A 19343-nucleotide genomic window follows, 5' to 3' on the forward strand; every position below is an offset into this window, starting at 1 on the left:
CACAGCCGCAGGTCGACGTGCCCGCGGTCACCCGCCGTCGGCGGCGCCCGGAGGCGCCTGCGGCATCTCCTTCAGTCGGCTGACGGGCGAGACGATCAACCCGAGGACCACGACGGCGGAACCTGCGGCCGCCACGGCCAGCGCACCGTGGGCCCCGAGCCGCCCGGCGAGCAGACCGGCCGAGAGTCCGCCGAGCGCGCCGCCTCCGAACAAAAGGGTCCGGAACGCCGCCGTCATCCGGCCCATCATCGACTGCGGGGTCAGGGTCTGGCGGAGGCTGACGATGACGACTCCCGCCACGCCCAGGCCCAGGTACGTGGTGAAGAACGACAGGACGAACAGCGCGAGCATCAGCGGCCGCGGTCCGACGGCTGGCACGAGGAGGGTCGGGCCGAGGAGCAGGGCCGACTGGGCGAGCAGGTAGACCCGGCCGATCGGGAAGCGTGCGATGACCCTGCGGGAGGCCAGCGAGCCGATCAGTCCGCCGACCGAGGCCGTCGCGAGGACGGCCCCGAGGGTGGAGGAGCCGAGGTGGAGGTCGTTCGTCCCGTAGAGCAGGAACATGGTCCAGATCGTGACCATCGAGAAGTTGCAGCAGAAGCCGACGAGCGCGAGCGCCCGCAGGACCGGACTGGCCATGACCCAGCCGAGCCCGTCCCGGAGCTCGCGCAGCAGGTGCCGCTCGACGCTCGGCTCCGGGCGGGGTTCGCGCGTGCGAATCAGCAGCAGCGAGAGCAGGGAAACCGCGTACGAGCAGGCGTCCACCACCAGCGCGACCGGTGCGGTGAGTGCCGAGACCAGGAGACCCGCGAGCCCCGGCCCGGCCACCTCGGCGGCGGAGGAGGAGCTCCCCATCCTGGCGCTCGCCTCGACGTAGTGCTCCGGACTGCGGACCAGCGTCGGCACGTAGGACATCCAGCTGACGTCGTACACCACCGAGGCGATGCCCACGGCACAGGCGATCACCAGCAGGAGCGTCAGATCGAGGGCGTGCCACCAGTACAGCAGCGGGACCAGTGCGATCAGGACCAGCCGGACGAGGTTGGCGCCGATCATCACCGGCCGGCGGCGTACCCGGTCGGTCCACACACCGATCAGCAGGGCGAGTCCCAGGTACGGGACCAGCTGCAGGAAGCGCAGCAGACCGACCTGCTCGTCGGTGGCGCCGAACGCGTTGATCGCGGTCAGCGGGACGGCGAGGTTGGTGACCTGGGTCCCGAGCAGCGACACGGTCTCGCCGAACCAGAACGCGAGGAAGTCGCCGTTGCGCCACAGGCTCTCCCTCCGCCCGGAAGTGCCCGACGCGTGGCCGGCGACCGCGGCGACGACCGCGGCGACCTCGTCCTCGGTGTTGTAGTAGTGCGGCGACAGCCGCAGGCACCACTCCACCTCCTTGTCCGCGAAGTCGAACTGCGCGAACTCCCGGTGGCTCAGGGCCGAGTTGATGCCACGCGCGTCCATCGCGGCCTTGAACGGCTCCGCCTGCCACCCGTCCACCGCGAAGGTGACCAGCGCGGCGGGAGCCGCTCCCCCGTCGAGTGTCCGTACGCCCGGCAGCTCGGCGAGCTGCCCGCGCAGCCGGGCGGCGAGTGCCGGTGTGCGCCGGGCCACCGGTTCCAGGCCGACCCGCAGCGCGTAGCGGACGGCCGCGGCGCAGCCGAGGAGGGTGGCGTACGGGAATTCCCACTCCTCGAAGCGGGCAGCCGTGTCGACCGGCCGGTAGTGGCCGGGGGCGGTCCAGCGGGCGCCGTACATGTCGATGAACAGCGGTTCGCACCCGGCGTCGAGCAGCCGGTCGGAGACGTACAGGAAGCCCGAACCGCGCGGCCCGCGCAGGAACTTGCGGCAGGTGGCGGTGAGCAGGTCGCAGCCGGTCTCCGCCACGTCGACCGGGTACTGGCCGACCGACTGGCAGGCGTCGACGTGGTAGAGCAGGTCGAGTTCGCGGCAGTGCCGGCCGATCTCGGCGACCGGCTGGACGAGGCCCGAGTTGGTGGGGATGTGGGTGACCGACACCAGGCGAGGGCGGTGGCTGCGCATCAGGCGGGCCATCGCGTCGACGTCGACGCCGCTGCCGTCGGGGTGGTCGGGAGCGTGCACGATCCGGACGCCGTGACGCTTGCGCAGGGCGAGGAAGGCGATCTGGTGGGAGATGAAGTCGTTCCTCGTCGTCAGCACGACGTCGCCCGGCCGGAAATCGATCGCCGAGAGCGCCTTGGTGAAGGCGTGGGTGGCGCTGCCGGCGAAGGCGATGTTCCGCGCCCCGGCGCCGATCAGCTCGGCAACCGACGCGTGGAAGTCGGCGACCTCCGCGGCCCGGGCCGCGGACGCCTCGTAGCCGCCGATCTCGGCCTCCAACCGGAGGTGGTCGAGCATCGCCCCGAGCACCGGCCGGGCGAGCAGACCGCAGCCGGCGTTGTTGAAGTGGATCACCGATGCGCAGCCCGGGGTGTCGGCCCGCAGGGCGGCGAGGTCGAGGAGCGGTTCCCCCTGCGATCCGAAAGCGCTATTCTTTATCTTCATGTCCGACGGTAGCAGTACTGAAGCGCTCACGGCCATCCTCCGGACCGGGATCGCCGCCCTGGCACCCGGCGACCGACTGCCCTCCAGCCGGGAGCTGATCACCCGTCACGGAGTCGGCCCGGTCACGGTGTCCAGGGCGATCGCACAGCTGGCCGCCGAGGGCATGGTGGTCACCCGCCCGGGCAGCGGCACGTACGTCGCCGACCGCCGTCCGGCGTCGGACGAGGGCGCCGCGGACACCTCCTGGCAGACGGTGGCGCTGGCCGGACGGTCCTTCGACCCGGGCGCGGCGGACGGCCCGTCCGAGGAACTGCCGCCCGGCACCATCGCGCTCTCCGGCGGGTACCTGCACGAGAGCCTCCAGCCCACCCGGGCGCTCGGCGCCGCGCTCGCCCGCGCAGCCCGCCGCCCGGACGCCTGGCACCGGGCACCGGCCGCCGGCCTCGCCCCGCTGCGCGCGATCTTCGCCCGGCAGGCCGGGGGCACGGTCGACCCCGAGGACGTCCTGGTCACCGGCGGCGGTCAGGGCGCCCTGTCGATGCTGTTCCGCGCCATGGCCGCCCCCGGCAGCCCGCTGCTGGTCGAGTCACCGACCTATCCGGGCGCGCTCGCCGCCGCCCGCGCGGCCGGCCTGAATCCGGTGGCCGTGCCGATGGACGGCGACGGCATCCGCCCCGACCTCCTGGCCGATGCCTTCGCCATGACCGGCGCCCGGCTGCTCTACTGCCAGCCGACCTTCCACAACCCGACCGGCACGGTGCTCTCCGCCGAGCGCCGCCGGCAGGTCGCGACCGTCGCCCGGGCGGCCGGGGCGTTTCTGATCGAGGACGACTTCGCCCGCCACCTCGGCCACGGCGCCCCGCTCCCCCGTCCCCTGATCGCCGACGACCGCGACGGCACCGTTGTCCACCTGACGTCGTTGACCAAGCCCTCCTCACCCAGCCTGCGGATCGGCGCGATCGTTGCACGCGGCCCGGTGATGCACCGGCTGCGCGGCATGCGCCTGGTGGACGACTTCTTCATCGCCCGCCCCCTGCAGGAAGCCGCCGTCGAACTGCTCTCGGCCCCCGCCTGGGACCGCCACCTGCGCGCCCTGTCCACCGCCCTGCGCCAACGCGCCGCCGCGCTCACCACCGCACTCGGCCGCGAACTGCCCGACTGGGCACTCGCCTGCCACCCGGCCGGCGGACTCCACCTGTGGCTCCGGCTGCCGGCCCACCTCACCGACACCGCCGTCGCCGACGCAGCCCGCCTGCACGGCGTGTCCCTCGACGCGGGCCGCCGCTACTTCCCCACCGACGCTCCCGCCGCCCACCTGCGCGTGGGCTTCGCCGCCGCCGCCGACCCCGCCGAACTGACCGAAGCCGCCCGCCGCCTCGCGACCGCGGCCCGGACGCTGGGCAGGCCCTGAGGGCGCCCGGCCGCGGCTACTGCCCCGGCGGGCCCGTCAGTTCAGAAACCGCACGGTGGTCGACACGAACCTGTCGGCGTCGTCCAGCCACGGGTAGTGGCCCGCGCCCGGTTGGACGACGAACTCGGCGCGCGGGAACATCGCGGCGAGGCGGGCCGTCACCTGCGGGGGCGAGGCCAGGTCGAACTCCCCGGCGAGGACCAGGACCGGCGTGTCGAGCGCGGCGAGCGCCGCCCGGGTGGCGTCCGGGTCGAAGGCTCCCTGCGATCCGAAGACTTCCGCCGCCGCCGCGTTCCACTGGACCTCCTCGGCCGCCCGGTGGGCCCGCGCCGTCCCGTCCCAACGGCCGTAGAGGAACGGCGCGACGGCCACCCAGTCGTCGGCCGCGGCTTCGCCTGCGTCGATGGCGTCGAATGCTGCCGACGCCGCCGCGTACCAGGGCTCGTCCGTGCGGAGCCGCGCGACCTCACGCCGGTCGTCGCCGTTGACGTCCACGCCGACGGCGTCGGTGCCGGGCGTGACGAGGACGAGTCGGCCGACCCGGTGCGGGTACTGCTCCGCGTACCGCACGGCGAGGTTGGCGGCGGCCGAGTGCGCGAGCAGGTCCATGCGGTCCAGGCCGAGGTGTCCGCGCAGCGCCTCGACGTCGCCGACCAGGCGGTCGCAGCGGTAGGAGGCGGGGTCCTGCGGCGTCGCGGACAGCCCGGCGCCCCGCTGGTCGGCCACGATCAGCCGCCGGTGCGCGGGGAGGCCCCCGAGGTCGCCGAGGTAGACGGAGTCCCGCATCGGTCCGCCCGGCAGGCAGACCAGGGGGGCGCCGGTGTGCTCCCCGAGGACACGGTAGGCGAGTTCGGTGCCGTCGGGGGCCATGAGAGTAGGCATGGTTGTGCTCCCACCAGGTGTGCGGTGTCGTCGTGGAGTCGAAGCGGTCCGGAGCGCCGGGGAGGCCGGTCGGGGGCGGACGGCGCGCCGTGGGTGGCCGTGCGTCAACCGCGCAGTGCGGCGGTCTCGACTTCGGGGGACAGTCCCAGGACCGGGCGGTCGGGACGCTGCGGCGAGACTCCGCCGAGCCCCTTCAGCCACTCCCACGTGTCCGCGACGGTCTCGGCGACCGGCCGGCAGCGCAGCCCGTCCGTGAACGCCCTGGACGTCTCGGCGCCGTACAGGAACTCGTGCAGTTCGCCCGGCGGTGCCCAGATCGGCAGCTCCGTCCACGGCGCGATTCCGGCGGCGGCGATCCGCTCGGGGTCGGTCCAGCGCAGCTCCGCATCCGATCCGGTCGCGGCCACGCACGCCTCCAGAAGCTCTCCCATGGTGGCGTGCCCGGGCCTGCTCACCAGGTTGTACGGGCCGGACAGCCCGCGCACGGCGGCGTCCAGGGCCCAGATCGCGAGGTCGCGCGTGTCGACGTACTGGAGCGGCAGGTCGCGCGGGCCGGGGGCGAGCACGGGGCCGCCGCGGGCGATCCGGTCCAGCCACCAGGTCAGTCGGCCGACGTCCTCTCCCGGGCCGAGGATCAGACCGGCGCGCAGCAGCAGCGAACGGTCCGCGCCGAACGCGCCGGTGACGGCGAGCTCCCCGCCGCGCTTGGCCTGCGGATAGGGGACGTCCCCGTCGTCGGGCGAGCCGTCCACCAGGACACCGTTCTCCGCGGCGCTGTGGTCGACCGGGTCGGCGTACACGGAGCCGCTGGAGACGTACACGTACCGACCGGCGCGCTTCGCGAGCGCGTCCGCCGCGTCCCGTACGGCCGAGGGCCGCGCGGACCAGGTGTCCACGACCAGGTCCCACTCGCCGTCGCCGAGCGCGGCCAGTCCGTCGGGGGCGGTCCGGTCGCCCCGGAGGACGGTGGCTCCGGACGGCGGGCGGCGGTTGCCGCGGTGAAGAAGGGTCACGTCCCAATCGCGGGACAGGGCCTCGTTGACAACGGCGCGTCCGACGAAGCCGGATCCACCGAGCATGAGAAGTCGCATGCCAACCACTGTCCACACCGATGTGCCGCTTGGTCCACCCCCATCCGCCGTCAGCGGAATCGCCGTCAGCTGAACCCGGATGCGCGCTCCGTCGGTGGTCCGGCCGCTCGCCGCCCGGCCCTCTCCACGGCCGGGCGGCGAGCGGTGTCAGCGGGCGGCTGTGCTCAACGGCCGCACGGTCTCAGCGGGCCGGGTCGAGGAGCACGCCGGGGTTGAGGATCCCCGACGGGTCGAGGACCGCCTTGCCGGCCCGCAGCGCGGCGGCGAACAGGTCGGGGCGCTGGCGGTCGTACCAGGGCCGGTGGTCCCGGCCGACCGCGTGGTGGTGGGTGATGGTGCCGCCGTGGGCGAGCAGGGCCTCGGAGACGGCCGCCTTGATCCCGTCCCACTGCTCGACGGTCCGGCCCCACCGGCCGGCCGCGTAGACGCCGAAGTAGGGGGCGGGCCCGTCGGGGTAGACGTGGGTGAAGCGGCAGGTCACCACGCCGACGGCGCCGACCTGGCGCATCGCGTCCTCGGCCGCGGCGGTGACCGCCGCCCGCAGGGCGTCGAACCGGTCCCAGGTGCAGGCCGTCTCGAAGGTCTCCACGATCATGCCCTGCGCCGCGAGGGCGTCCCGCTGGTAGGGCATCCGCAGGAAGGACGCGCGCCAGGTGTCGGCGGCGGCGTCGCGGGCGGCCCGGTCGGCGCCGTCGGTGGAGCGCGGCGGCCCGGAGGGGACGCCGCCGTGGTCCGCGCACAGTTCCAGGGCACGCTCCAGCCGCGCGGTGACGGGGTGGTCGGCGGATTCGAAGCCGAGCACCAGGACGGAGCTCGGCGAGCCCGCGTTGATCAGGGCCTCCATCGGGTCCAGCAGGCGGCAGTTGGCCGGATCGAGCCCGGACTGGGCGAGTGCCCGCACCGCCCGGACGCCGGCGTCGTGGTCGGCGAAGGCCACCGAGGCGCCGGCCCGCCACCGCGGGCGGTCCTGCAGTCTGACCCAGGCCGAGGTGATGACGCCGAGCGTCCCCTCCGACCCGAGGAACATCCGGTCCGGTGACGGCCCGGCGCCCGAGGCGGGCAGCCGGCGGCTCTCCACCACGCCGGCGGGCGTGACCACCCGCAGCGACTCGGCGAGGTCGTCGATGTGGGTCGGCCCGGTGGCGAAGTGGCCGCCGGCCCGGGTCGCCAGCCAGCCGCCGAGACTGGAGAACTCGAAGGACTGCGGGAAGAACCGCAGCGTGTACCCGTGCGGGCGCAACTGCCGCTCCAGGTGCGGGCCGAGCACCCCGGCCTGGACCAGCGCGGCCCGGCTGGTGCGGTCGACCTCCAGGACGCGGTCCATCGCGGTGAGGTCGAGGCTGACCGTGCCCGCGTACCCGTCGCCCACCCGGGGCTCGACGCCGCCCACCACCGAGGTGCCGCCGCCGAACGGGACGACCGCGACGCCGGCCCCGGCGCACCAGTCCAGCACCTGGACGACCTGCTCCTCCGAGGTCGGGCGCAGTACCAGGTCCGGCACGTGCGGCAGCCGGCCCAGCAGGGCGCGGGCCACGTCGCGGAACGCCTGGCCGTGGCTGTGCGCGAGCCGGTCGCGCACGTCCTGCGAGGCGATCCCCGCCAGCGCCGTCGGCGCCTCGATGCGGGCCGGGCCCACCCCGAAGGCCTGGATCGGCGGCGCTCGATGGACCGTCAGGTCGGCGTCGGGCAGCATCGCGGCGGCGCGCCGGGTCAGCTCCGCGCGCTCCGCGCCGACCACCGCGTCCTCGACGTTGCCCCATCCCCACCACGACCGGGTCGCGCTGCCGCTCACGTCCACCCCTCATCTGAACGCCGGGTAAGTTACCGAGCGGTCAGATTGGCATAGGATGCGGCCATGAGCAACCAGTCCGGCACCACCCGCAGGGTCGGGACCAAGGGAATGCCCCGCCAGGAGCGGGAGCGGCTGATCCTGGACGCGGCGGCGGAGGAGTTCGGCCGCAAGGGGTACGCGCGCGGCTCGACCGCGGAGGTGGCGGCGCGGGCCGGGATCACCAAGCCGATGATCTACGAGTACTTCGCGTCGAAGGACGGCCTGTACCTGACCTGCCTGGAGCGCGCCGGCACCCGGCTGGTCGACGCGGTGCGGTCCGCGCAGCAGGGGCCCTCGGACCTCACCCGCGCCGCCCGCACCCTGGAGGCGATCTTCCGGACGCTCGAGTCGCGGGTGTACGAGTGGACCCTGGTCTACGACACCACCGTGCCCGCGCACGGCCCGCTGCACGAGGCGGCCGCCGTCCACCGGCGGGAGCTCAACCGCCTGGGCGCCGACGGCGTGGGCGAGGTGCTCGGCCTCGCGCGGGCCGGCGATCCGCTGGACGCCGACCTGGCCACGCACCTGTGGTACGGCAACGTGAGCGCCGCGGTGGCGTGGTGGCAGCACCGTCCCGAGCAGAGTGCGGCCGACATGGTCGCCCGCTTCGAGCGGATCTTCGCGGTCCTGTACCCGGGCACGGCGGACGCGTAGGCCACCGCGCCACGCCCGCCGCGGGGGTCCTACCCGGGCAGGCGGAAGCCGTTGAACAGGTCGTCCATGCCGCGCAGCGCCAGGCGGGTGGGCGTGGCGCGGACCGCCAGGTCGCGGGCCGCCCCCGCGAGCGGGCTGCGCAGGGCGCCCAGGCGGCCGACCCGGCGGGCCCGGACGCGCACGGCGTCGGTGCGGTCGCGGCGGGCCGCGGTGTACGCCGCGAGGGCGGCCGGGGTGGTGTCCGGGCCCTCGCCGGTGTCCCCGGCGGGCAGCAGGTGGGCGAGGACCACCGCGTCCTCGACGGCCTGGCAGCCGCCCTGGCCGAGGTTGGGGGCCATGGCGTGGGCGGCGTCGCCGAGCCAGGCGATCCGGCCGTGGTGCAGGCGCGGGAGCGGGGCTGCCAGGTCGTAGAGGTCGTTCTGCAGGACGGCGCCGGGGTCGAGGCGCTCGACCTGCTCCAGCAGGGCGGGGATCGGGTCGTGCCAGGCGCCGAAGCGGCGGCGGAGTTCGGCGCGGGGGTCGGCCGACCGGGTGCCGGCCGGGGCGGGCGTGGTGGCGTAGAGGTAGTACCGGCCGTCGGAGAGCGGGGTGATGCCGAAGCGGTCGCCCCGTCCCCAGGTCTCGCTCATTGCCGGGATCCGCAGGTCCGGGGCGTCGACCAGGGCCCGCCAGGCCCGCTCGCCGAGGTAGTGCAGGCCGGGGTGGCCCGGGAAGTGGGCGCGGCGCAGCGGGCTGTGGATGCCGTCGGCGGCGACCACCAGGTCGGCGGGGAGGTCCGGGCCGCCGTCCGTGCGGACGGTCGGGCGGCCCTCCGGGTCGTCGACGGCGGTCACGGCGGTGCCGAACCGGACGGCCTGCGGCGGCAGTTCGGCGGCCAGCGCCGCGGTGAGCGCCGGGCGCGGGACGGCGATCGGGGGCGTGCCGTAGCGGGCCGCCAGCTCGGCGGTGGTGGCCCGGGTGAGCCAGCGGCCGTCCGAGCGGCGCACCCCCATCGCGGCGGGCACGGCGCTGCCGGCGGCGTGCGCGGCGTCGCTGCCGATCGCCGCGAGGGCGCGCAGGGCGTTGGGCGCGAGGCCGATCCCGGCGCCGGTGGCCGGGAGTTCGGGGGCGCGTTCGCAGACGGTGACCTGCCAGCCGCGGCGGCGCAGGGCGACGGCGGCCGTCAGGCCCCCGATCCCGGCGCCGACCACCACCGCCTGACGCTGCGGCATGCCGCACCTCCCCGTTCGACTCCCCGCACTCTACGCCCGGCCCGTCGGCCCGGAGCAGCCGGCGAGGGAAGCCGGACCGCGGGCGTCCCACAACGCCCGTGGCCCGGCGGAGCGGAGGTGGGCCCGGCGCTCCCCTGCGGTGTCGGGCCCGCCCCCGGCGGCATCGCCGGTCCGGTCGGCGCGGACGTCGCCGCGCCGGCCGGGCCTCGCGCTCAGTGCGCGGCGGCGACGTTCTTGACCAGGGCCTTCGTGAGGTCCACCCCGGCGGCGCCGGTGGTCTTCTGGTCGTTGTAGAGGGTGGTGACCACGACGCTGCCGACCCGGGCGGCGACCAGCGTGGTGCCGCCGGTCCAGTCCGGCGAGGTGAGGGTGGCCTGGAAGGCCTCGTCCCCGACGCCGGGCAGGTCCTTGAGGGCGGCGGTGACCGCGAACTTCTGGCCGTTCTGCTCCTCGGTGAAGCTGTGGCAGCCGGTGACGGCCTGCTTGAGGCCGGCCATGGCCTTCTGCGCGTCGCCGCCCCGGAAGGCGTTCAGCTCCTGGGCGAACATGTTCTGCGAGTCGTCCATGTAGTCGTTCTGGGCGAAGGACGCGCCGTCGATCCCGGCCGCCCGGATCCACGCCGTGCCGCCGAGCATCTGGCAGGCCTCCGCGGCCGGGACGGCGGACGGCGCGAGGGGCGGGTTGAAGCCGTTGCCGGTGCTCTTGGTGCCGGTGGCGTCGAGCCGGAGCGTCTGGGGGAGCGCGGCGGCCTGCAGGAGCATCGCGTTGAGCTTGTCGCCGTTGGGCAGGCCGTCGGTGCCCGCGGCCGGGCCGGGGATCGGCGAGGCGGAGCCGGTCGCGGCGGCCGAGGAGGCGGCCGGGGCGGCGCCCTTGGCGGCCGGGTCGTGGGCGGCTCCGGAGGCACAGGCACCGAGGCCGAGGATCGCGCCGGTGGTGCAGGCGAGGAGGGCGGTCCGGCGGAACAGCTGCGACATGAGGCTGTGCACCTTTCGAACGAGAAGTTTGGGTGAGCGGCGCGCCAATCAGACCATGGCGCGTGAACCGCGTCAACACGGGATCCCTCCGTGAGGCAGGTTGTAGAATCCGATCGCCGTGATCGCGCAGCCGCTGGAGGGTCAGTCAGTGCCGGAGAACAGGACCGAAGTCACCGCGGCCGGGATCGCGCGCTTCGCCGGGGTCGGCCGGGCCGCCGTCAGCAACTGGCGGCGCCGGCACAGCGACTTCCCCAAGCCCGTCGGCGGCACCGACACCAGTCCGGTGTTCGACCTGGCCGAGGTGGAGCAGTGGCTGCGCGACCAGGGCAAGGTCGACCAGGTGCCCCTGCGCGAACTGGTCTGGCAGCAGGTCGAACAGGACCCGGGCGGGGCCGCAGCCGCCCTGCGCCTGGTCGGCGCCGTCCTGCTGCTCCACGCCCGGCCCGCCGAGTGGCGGCGGCTGCTCGCCGCGGACGACGCCCGGCTCGGCCGCGAGCTGCCCGACGCGCTCGCCGAGGCCCTCCGGGCCCGCCTGGGCGAGGACCACCCGGTCCCGGTGCCCGAGGGGCCCGCGCTCACCGGGCGCCTGCCGCTGGTGCGCGGCGGCGCGCAGCTCGCGGACGAACTCGGCGCCGGCCCGACGTACGAGTTCCTGATGGGCCGCCACCTGGAGGCCGGGCCCCGGCAGTACACGCTGACCCCCGCGCCGCTGTCCGAGCTGATGGCCGAACTCGCCGGCCCGGCCGACCCGGTGCTGGACCCCGCCTGCGGATACGGCGGCCTGCTGCTGGCCGCCGGCACCGCAACCACCGTGGCCGGCCAGGAGGCCGACCCGGACCTCGCCGCGCTCACCGCGCTGCGCCTCGCCCTGCACACCGACGCGCCCGTGCGGATCCGGGTCGGCGACAGCCTCCGCGCCGACGAGCACACCGGGCTGCGCGCGGACGCCGTGCTGTGCCACCCGCCGTTCAACGAACGCGCCTGGGGCCACGAGGAACTCGCCTACGACCCCCGCTGGGAGTACGGCCTGCCGCCGCGGACCGAGTCCGAACTGGCCTGGGTGCAGCACGCCCTCGCCCGCGTCCGCGACAACGGCGCCGCCGTCCTGCTGATGCCGCCCGCCGCCGCGTCCCGCCGCTCGGGCCGCCGCATCCGGGCCGACCTGCTGCGGCGGGGCGCGCTGCGGGCCGTGGTCGCGCTCCCCGCGGGCGCGGCACCGCCGTTCGGGATCCCGCTGCACCTGTGGGTACTGCGCCGGCCCGCGGCGGACACGCCCGCACCGCAGCAGCTCCTGGTGGTGGACGTCGCCGACCGCTCCGACGGCCAGGACAAGGTGCCGTGGCAGGAGCTCCGCAGCACGGTCCTGGACGCGTGGCACGCCTTCGACCGGGACGGCTCCGCACCCGACCGCCCCGGCGTCACCCGGACCGTCCCCCTGGTCGACCTGCTGGACGACGACGTGGACGTGACCCCGGCCCGGCACCTGCCGACGCGGGCGGCGGACACCGGCGAGGGCGTGGACGAGGTCCGCGACCGGCTGACCGCCGCCCTGCGGCACGCCCTGGACCTGGCACCGGCCGCCGGCACACCGGGCCCGCCCGCGCACTGGGCGATGACGAGCATCGGCGAACTCGCCCGGACCGGGGCCCTGTCGGTGCTGACCGGCGGCCCCGGCGCCGGCCCCGGCGGCGGCCCGCCGGTCCTGACCGAGCACGACATCGTGACCGGCGGCGCACCGTCCGGCGCGCTGCCGGACGGGACGCCGGAGGAGCCGGTCCTCGTCCGGGCCGGCGACGTGGTGATCCCGGTGCTCGGCCGGGGTGCCACCGCCCGGGTGATCGACGGGCCCACCGCCGGCGCCGCACTCGGCCGCAACGTGTACCTGCTGCGGACCGACCCCGCCGTCCTGGACCCGTGGTTCCTCGCCGGGTTCCTGCGCAGCACCGCGAACAGCCGGCAGGCCAGCAGCTTCACCTCGTCCGCGACCCGGCTGGACGTGCGCAGGCTCCAGGTGCCGCGGCTGCCGCCCGCCGACCAGCGGCGCTACGGCGAGCGGTTCCGCGCCGTCGCCGCCTTCGAGGAGGCGTCACGGTCCGCCGCCCGACTGGGCGAACTGCTGGTCCAGGGCCTGTACGACGGGCTGACCGACGGGAGCGTGGGCCCCTCCTGAGCCCGGCCCCGGTGCGGCGGACGCCCCGGCGGCGGGGATCGGTAGGCTGACCCCGGCACCCGCCGATCCGACCCGCCGACCAGGAGTCCCGCCATGTACGGCCCCGACCCGACACCGCCGGGGCCCAGCCGCGCCGTGCGGGCGTGGACCATGGCCGCGCGGATCGTGCTCGCCGCCGTCTCGCTGGCGAGCCTCGGCATGCTGGCCTGGATCCCGATGCTGTGGCCGGCGCTGGTGCACCGCCGCATCCGCGACTGGCTGCTGTTCGCCGGGGTGGGGGTGGCGTCCGTCAGCGGCATGGCGCTGGTCGGGACCACGGAGGACTGGCGGACCGACCTCGGCATGGTGTTCCTGCTCGGGAACGCGGTCTTCGTCTCGGCGTACGTCCTCGCCGTCCGCCTGCGGCCCCGTCCGCAGGTGCCCGCGGGCGCCTGGCCCCACCGGCCGGCCTGGCCCGACCCGGCCCTGCCCGGCCCGGCCTGGGCCGTGCCGCCGCCGGCCCCACCGGCGTACCCGCCCGCGGCCGTGCCGCCGCAGGACCGCATCGGGCAGGTCCGGGCCGGGCTGGACGAGTTGAGCAGCTACCTCCAGCAGCAGGACCGCCCGTGAAGGGTCGGCTCCTCGCCGGGCGCTACGAGCTGGTGACGCTCGTCGGGCAGGGCGGCATGGGACAGGTGTGGGCGGCCCACGACCGCACCCTCGACCGGCAGGTGGCCGTCAAGCTGCTCCGGCCCGACCGGATCTCCGGCCCGGAGCAGTCCGACGAACTGCGGCGGCGCTTCGGCCGGGAGTGCCGGGTCACCGCCCAGGTCGACCACCCCGGACTGGTCACCGTGCACGACGCCGCCTGCGAGGGCGAGGACCTCTACCTGGTGATGCAGCACGTCCGCGGCGCGGACCTGGCCGAACACCTGGCCGAGCACGAGCCCTACCCCTGGCCGTGGGCGGTCGCCGTGGCGGCGCAGCTCTGCCCGGTGCTGGCCGCCGTCCACGCGGTGCCCGCCGTGCACCGCGACCTCAAGCCGCGCAACGTCATGGTCCGCCCCGACGGCACCCTGGTCGTGCTCGACCTCGGCCTCGTCACCGTCCTGGGCGCCGACACCACCCGGCTCACCCTCACCGGCTCGCACATCGGCAGCCCGGCGTACATGGCCCCCGAACAGGCCCTCGGCGACGAGGTCGGCCCGCGCACCGACCTGTACTCGCTCGGCGTCATCCTGCACGAACTGCTCGGCGGCACCGTCCCGTTCGCCCGCTCGACGCCCCTCGCCGTGCTGCACCAGCACCTCCACGAGGCGCCCGTGCCGCTGCGCCGGCTCCGGCCCGAGGTTCCGGAGCCGCTGGAGGACCTGGTCCTGCGACTGCTCGCCAAGGACCCGCGGGACCGGCCGGCGGACGCGGCCGAGGTCTACCGCGCGCTGGAGCCCCTGCTGCCCGCGGCGGTCCCGTCCGCCCTCGACGGCCCCGGCGTGCCGATGGACCCGACCCGGCCGTTCCGGCAGCCGTACGCGCCCTGGCACGGCGGGCCTCCCCCGCGCCCGCCCCGGCCACCGGCCACGCCCGCCCCGGCTGCTGCCGCTCCCGGCACCACCGCTCCGACCACCACCGGGAACGCCGACCTCGCCGCCGCCGTCGAGGAGGCCAAGCGACTGCTGGACACCGGCCGGATCACCGATGCCGTGGACGTGCTCGGCGACGCCCTGGCCGCCGCCGCACGGACCCACGGCCCGCACGCGACCGTCGTCCACATGCTGCGCAGGCAGTACGCCGCGACGCTGATGGAGGCCGGCCGCTTCCACGCCGCGCTCCCGGAGCTGCGGCTGCTGGCCGAGCGCTCAGCCGCCGACGCCGGCCCGACCGACCCGCAGACCCTGCGCCTGCGCATCGAGGCCGCGCAGTGCCTGGACCGGCTCGGCGACCACACCGCCGCACTCGCCGAACTCCGTTCCCTGATGCCCCAGTTGCACCCGCTCGACAACACCGACCCGGCCCTCGCCCTGGAGACCCGCCACCGGACGGCCCAGCTGCTGCTGGCCGCCGGCGACCACGCCGAGGCCCGCACGGTCCTGATGGGTCGTCCGACCGGCTGACCCGCGCCGATCCGCTCCGCCCCAGCTCAGAGACCCTGGATTCGCCCACGAAGGGCATCTGTTTCGTCCATCCCGGTGACTGTGTGGTGGCGCCGCACGTCATCCTCTCGCGACAGATCGTAGACATAAGTTCCGCTTTACCGATCATCTAGGAGAGTCATGCAGACGCGTGCCTCCGGTCTCGTCGTGGCCGGACTTTGTTCATTCGCCCTCGCTCTCGGCACGGGCGGTACGGCGCAAGCCAACACCCTCCCCGAGCTCACCCCGGCCTCGACCTTCGCGTCGGCCGGATCCGAACAGAACCAGTGGTTCGACGAGTTCGCGCAGTCGGTCGTCGCCGGAGAGGCCTTCGACCTTCCCGGGTTCGAGTCGTCCTTCGCGCCCGCCCCGGCCGCCGAACCGGCCGGCGAGGCGATGACCGCCGGCGCACCGTCGACCGAGACGGCCGAGCAGGCGCCCCAGCCGCTCGGCGGCGGCTCGGACCACGGCAAGCACGAGCCTCCGAAGCAGGAGGAGCCCCCGAAGCACGGCGAGCACGGCGACAAGCCCGGCCACGGCGAGCACGGCGACAAGCCGGGCCACGGGGACCACGGCGACAAGCCCGGGCACGACGAGCACGGCGACAAGCCGGGGAACGGCGACCAGCAGAACCAGAACCAGGGTCAGGGTCAGGCCCAGGGCCAGGGTCAGGAGCAGAACCAGGGCCAGGCCCAGGGGCAGGACCAGAACCAGGGTCAGGCCCAGGGCCAGAACCAGAACGTCGTGGTCACGGTCGTGGTCGAGAACAAGGTGGAGAACAAGCTCGAGAACCACCAGAGCCTCCACAACAGCAACCACAACAGCAACGGCGGCAAGGTCCACGTGTCCAACGTGGTCTCGGCCCACCCCCACAAGGGCGAGCACGGCGGCAAGGGCGAGCACGGGCACAAGGGCGAGCACGGCGGCAAGGGCGAGCACGGGCACAAGGGCGAGCACGCCGGCGGCCACTCCGACTCCCACGGCAAGTCCGACGCCGACTACTCGCGGCCGTCGGGCGGACACTCGTCCGACTCCCTGGCGTCCGCTCCGGCGGCCAAGGGCGAGCTGGCCCACACCGGTTCGGACGAGCTGCCCCTGCTGCTCGGCGCGGCGGCCCTGTTCGGGACCGGCGGCGTGCTGATCCGGCTCCGCCGCTCGCGGCGGGCCTAGTACTCCGGCAGGACCTCGACGATCCGCACCGCAGGGGCGGCCCTCCCGGGCCGCCCCTCGGTCGTGTGCGCGTACGCCGCCGGGGGCCACCGCCCCGCGAGTCGGCGCCGCGGTCCGGAGGCGTGGCAGGCCGTCACCGCCGTGAGCCGGAACGAAGAGGCGCCCGGTGAACTGCGATGATGTGACGTCCGGTCCGTCCCCGCCGGGTCCGACCCGCGGCAGGCCGCGGGCGGGCATCAGGCAGACTCGACACCACGACAGTCCACCCACCGAGAGGATCACCCATGATCACGCTGACGAAGGACGACGGCCCGGCAGATCTGGACGGGGTGACCCACCTGTCCATCGGGGTGTCCTGGGACCCGACCGCGGGGAGCAGCGGCGGGCTGCTGGGCAAGCTCCGGCAGAAGACCGGCACCGACCTCGACCTGATCGCCATCGCCATGCACGGCACCGAGCCCGTGCGCCTCGCCGGGCTGGACTCCCTGGACCCCATGGGCAACGGCTCGCTGGTCCACAGCGGCGACAACCAGACGGGCCACGGGGACGGCGACGACGAGACGGTCACCGTGACGCTCGACCAGATCCCCGCCCACATCACCTCCATCGTGTTCATCGCGGCCGCCTACAAGAAGCGCAGCGCGTTCCAGAACGCCCGCAACATCAGCTTCAAGGTGTACGACGCCACGGGCGGCAGCAGCCAGCAGGTCGCCGACATCTGGCCCAGCATGCTCACCAACGACAACGGCTGCGCCGTCGCCAAGGCGATAAGGGTGGGCTCGGGCTGGAAGCTCCAGGTGATCAACGAGACGGGGAAGATCAAGCAGGGCGACGAGAAGGACCTGATGCGTTTCGCCGTCAGCAAGTAGCGCCGGGCCCGGGAACCGCGCGGGCACCCCCCGCGTCCGCACGGTTCCCGGCCGGCTGCGCCACATTTCCGGCGCGGAAGCCGAATCCTCTTGCCCGACTGGTGACTCTTGTCCGCAAACGGTTGAGCACCGAGAGGCCCGGTCATGATCCCTTCCTCCCCCTCCTCCCCCACCCCGCCCTCCGCGCCCCGCGGGGTGCTGCTGGTGCACGGCGCGTGGCACACCGGTCGTGCCTGGGACGGCGTCGCGGCCGGGCTGCGGGCCCGCGGTGTCGCCGTGGCCGTCGCCGAGCTGCACCGCGGTTCGCTGGCCGCCGACATCTCCGCGGCCGAGAGCGCCCTGGACGGACTGCCCGAGGGCGGCCCCGCCGTCGTGTGCGGGCACTCCTACGGCGGCGCCGTCATCACCGGCCTTCCGCCGCACACGGTCGGCCACCTCGTGTACCTCGCCGCGATGATGCCCGACCTCGGCGAGACCGCCCTCGGCCTGCTCGCCGGTGCACCGCCCACCGACCTGGCGACCAGCATGATCGGCGGTCCCGCCGGGACCACGACGATCGACCCGGAAGCCGCGGGACGGCTGTTCCACGCCCGACTCGGCGAGGAGGAACGGGCCCGCCACACCGCCGAGCTCGTCCCCCAGACGATGGCCCCCGGCCATCAGCCGACGACCCGCGCCGCCTGGCACCAGCGGCCCAGCACCTACGTGGTCTGCTCCGAGGACCGCGCCATGCACCCGGACCTGCAACGCCGCTTCGCCGCCCGCGCGACCCGCGCGCTCACCTGGCAGAGCGACCACGGAGTCTTCGCCTCGCACGAGGAGGCCACCATCGGGCTGCTCCACGGGCTGGCCACCGCGGGCCACCTCACCCCGGGCTCCGGGGCGGGGCTCCGTTCGGCCGGTTCCGGTCCCACCGGGCGGCCACGTGTTCGGCGATCATGACGGTCGGCAGGTTGGTGTTGGCCGACGGGATGTCGGGCATGATCGACGCGTCCACCACCGACAGGCCCACCACGCCGAAGACGTGGGCCTCCGGGTCGACCACGGCGCCCGCCCCGGGGTCGGTGCCCATCGCGCACGAGCCGACCGGGTGGTGGTAGGTCCAGGTGTGGGCCCGTACCCAGGCCCGGGTCGCCGCCTCGTCGTCGAGCAGCCCGGCGGGGAGGCCGGCCTCCGGGGCGGCGGTGATCGCCTCCCACGCCGGCGTACGGGTGACGGCCTCGGCCAGTCGGAGGCCCTCGATCAGGCGGGGCAGGTCGCCGCCGTGGGCGAAGTAGCCGAGGTCGATGTCCGGCGGTGCGGCCGCGTCGGCGGAGCGCACCAGGACGCGGCCGCGTGAGGCCGGCTTCAGCAGCGCGGTGAAGACCGAACACCCGTGGGCGCCGGCGCCGGCGGGATAGGGGCCGACCGCGACCAGCTGCAGGTCCGGCGGTCCGGTGGCCGACCCACTGTGACAGGTGCCGACCAGCTGGAACCGGGCGTGGCGGCCGACCGGGCCGGCGAACGGAAAGTCGATCGAGACCGCCGGATGGTCGACGAGGCCGGCCCCCACACCGGGCAGGTCCACCTCGACCGGCCGGCCGAGGGCCGCCACCTCCGCCGCCGGACCGATCCCGGACCGCAGCAGCAGCCCCGGCGACAGGTAGGCACCCGCCGCGACGACCGCCGCGACGGCGGGAACGACCTCCCCGGTGGCGTCCAGGCGTACGCCCGCGACCCGGCCGCGGCGGACGACGACCTCCCGCACGAGCGTGTCGGCGAGGACGTCGAGGTTGGCGCGCGACCGGCAGGGGTCGAGGTAGGCGGAGGCGGTGCTGATCCGCCGGCCGCCCACCGCGTTGACCGGCAGCGGCGCCACCCCGACCGCGCCGGGCGCGTTGTGGTCGGCGATCGGCGGGAGACCGAGCGAGGTCATCGCCTCGTCGGCCGCGTCCGCGACGGCGGACCGCTCGGCGCCCGCGTACCGGCGGATCGGCAGCGGCCCGTCGCTGCCGTGGTGGTCGGCGGCGCCGAAGTCGAGGTCGCGTTCGAGGCGGGTGAAGGCGGGCAGGACGTCCGCGAACGCCCACCCCCGCGCGCCGCCCGCGGCCCACCCGTCGTAGTCCGCCGGGTGCCCGCGCAGCGCGAAGGTCGCGTTGACCGCCGACGAGCCGCCGGTCACCCGGCCGCGCGGCAGCTCCAGTGCCGGTGCGCCGCGGACACCCACTCCGTGCAGGCCCCAGTCGTGCGAGGCCGCCGGCCCCTGCGTGCCCTCCACGAGGTCGGCCGGGAGACTCCCGGGCCCGTAGTCCGGCCCTGCCTCGACGAGCAGCACCCGCCGCGCCGGGTCCTCGCTCAACCGCGCCGCGAGCACACAGCCCGCGCTGCCGCCCCCGACGATCACCACGTCGTACGAAGTGCCCATCTCGCGCCTCCCGTCCCAGGCTCTGCCCCCGGCACGCCCGGGGCC

Annotated in this window: 15 protein-coding genes; 8 read left to right on the forward strand and 7 right to left on the reverse strand. The window is 75.3% G+C overall.

What is annotated here, in order from left to right:
• Nucleotides 1-27 precede the first annotated feature (27 nt).
• Nucleotides 28-2523, reverse strand: a complete 2496-nt coding sequence (locus ACGFX4_RS10510; protein WP_393071682.1) for an aminotransferase class V-fold PLP-dependent enzyme — start codon at nucleotides 2521-2523, stop codon at nucleotides 28-30.
• Here ACGFX4_RS10510 and ACGFX4_RS10515 point away from each other — a divergent pair.
• Entirely contained in the window at nucleotides 2522-3934 is a 1413-nt protein-coding gene (locus tag ACGFX4_RS10515) for a PLP-dependent aminotransferase family protein (protein WP_393071684.1), read from the forward strand. The genes ACGFX4_RS10510 and ACGFX4_RS10515 overlap by 2 nt on opposite strands.
• Before the next feature lie 36 nt (nucleotides 3935-3970).
• Here the strand turns inward: ACGFX4_RS10515 and ACGFX4_RS10520 are convergent, their stop codons facing one another.
• The 3 genes from ACGFX4_RS10520 to ACGFX4_RS10530 form a co-directional block, all read right to left on the reverse strand.
• Complete coding sequence (locus tag ACGFX4_RS10520) at nucleotides 3971-4816, reverse strand: alpha/beta fold hydrolase (RefSeq protein ID WP_393071686.1); 846 nt, start codon at nucleotides 4814-4816, stop codon at nucleotides 3971-3973.
• Between the two features lie 104 nt (nucleotides 4817-4920).
• Complete coding sequence (locus ACGFX4_RS10525) at nucleotides 4921-5907, reverse strand: NAD-dependent epimerase/dehydratase family protein (protein ID WP_393071688.1); 987 nt, start codon at nucleotides 5905-5907, stop codon at nucleotides 4921-4923.
• Between the two features lie 181 nt (nucleotides 5908-6088).
• Nucleotides 6089-7699, reverse strand: a complete 1611-nt coding sequence (locus ACGFX4_RS10530) for an FAD-binding oxidoreductase (protein ID WP_393071690.1) — start codon at nucleotides 7697-7699, stop codon at nucleotides 6089-6091.
• A 63-nt stretch (nucleotides 7700-7762) separates the two neighbouring features.
• Between ACGFX4_RS10530 and ACGFX4_RS10535 the strand changes: the two genes are divergently transcribed.
• Nucleotides 7763-8392, forward strand: a complete 630-nt coding sequence (locus ACGFX4_RS10535; RefSeq protein WP_393071692.1) for a TetR/AcrR family transcriptional regulator — start codon at nucleotides 7763-7765, stop codon at nucleotides 8390-8392.
• 29 nt (nucleotides 8393-8421) lie between these two features.
• Here the strand turns inward: ACGFX4_RS10535 and ACGFX4_RS10540 are convergent, their stop codons facing one another.
• Nucleotides 8422-9603, reverse strand: a complete 1182-nt coding sequence (locus tag ACGFX4_RS10540) for an FAD-dependent oxidoreductase (RefSeq protein ID WP_393071694.1) — start codon at nucleotides 9601-9603, stop codon at nucleotides 8422-8424.
• A 212-nt stretch (nucleotides 9604-9815) separates the two neighbouring features.
• Complete coding sequence (locus tag ACGFX4_RS10545) at nucleotides 9816-10577, reverse strand: hypothetical protein (RefSeq protein ID WP_393071696.1); 762 nt, start codon at nucleotides 10575-10577, stop codon at nucleotides 9816-9818.
• A gap of 148 nt (nucleotides 10578-10725) precedes the next feature.
• Here ACGFX4_RS10545 and ACGFX4_RS10550 point away from each other — a divergent pair, with 148 nt between their 5' ends.
• The 6 genes from ACGFX4_RS10550 (at nucleotide 10726) to ACGFX4_RS10575 (ending at nucleotide 17836) form a co-directional block, all read left to right on the forward strand.
• Nucleotides 10726-12747 carry an N-6 DNA methylase gene (locus ACGFX4_RS10550; protein WP_393071698.1) on the forward strand — a complete coding sequence of 674 codons (2022 nt, stop codon included), beginning with the start codon at nucleotides 10726-10728 and terminating at the stop codon, nucleotides 12745-12747.
• Between the two features lie 93 nt (nucleotides 12748-12840).
• Nucleotides 12841-13356: a hypothetical protein gene (locus ACGFX4_RS10555; RefSeq protein WP_393071700.1), complete on the forward strand. Its 516-nt coding sequence runs from the start codon at nucleotides 12841-12843 to the stop codon at nucleotides 13354-13356.
• Nucleotides 13353-14837, forward strand: coding sequence for a protein kinase (locus tag ACGFX4_RS10560; RefSeq protein ID WP_393071702.1), 1485 nt, complete (start codon nucleotides 13353-13355; stop codon nucleotides 14835-14837). Before ACGFX4_RS10555 ends, ACGFX4_RS10560 begins: the two co-directional genes overlap by 4 nt.
• A gap of 159 nt (nucleotides 14838-14996) precedes the next feature.
• Nucleotides 14997-16025 carry a hypothetical protein gene (locus tag ACGFX4_RS10565; protein ID WP_393071705.1) on the forward strand — a complete coding sequence of 343 codons (1029 nt, stop codon included), beginning with the start codon at nucleotides 14997-14999 and terminating at the stop codon, nucleotides 16023-16025.
• Between the two features lie 284 nt (nucleotides 16026-16309).
• Nucleotides 16310-16894 (forward strand): TerD family protein, encoded by a 585-nt coding sequence (locus ACGFX4_RS10570; protein ID WP_393071707.1) that lies wholly within the window; start codon nucleotides 16310-16312, stop codon nucleotides 16892-16894.
• Between the two features lie 144 nt (nucleotides 16895-17038).
• On the forward strand, nucleotides 17039-17836 hold the full coding sequence (locus ACGFX4_RS10575; protein ID WP_393071709.1) for an alpha/beta hydrolase: 798 nt from the start codon (nucleotides 17039-17041) through the stop codon (nucleotides 17834-17836).
• Here ACGFX4_RS10575 and ACGFX4_RS10580 read toward each other — a convergent pair.
• On the reverse strand, nucleotides 17760-19298 hold the full coding sequence (locus ACGFX4_RS10580; RefSeq protein WP_393071711.1) for a GMC family oxidoreductase: 1539 nt from the start codon (nucleotides 19296-19298) through the stop codon (nucleotides 17760-17762). The genes ACGFX4_RS10575 and ACGFX4_RS10580 overlap by 77 nt on opposite strands.
• Between the last annotated feature and the right edge of the window lie 45 nt (nucleotides 19299-19343).

This window comes from Kitasatospora sp. NPDC048365 (genome assembly GCF_043200835.1).
In the GTDB taxonomy this organism is placed as follows: Bacteria; Actinomycetota; Actinomycetes; order Streptomycetales; family Streptomycetaceae; genus Kitasatospora; species Kitasatospora terrestris.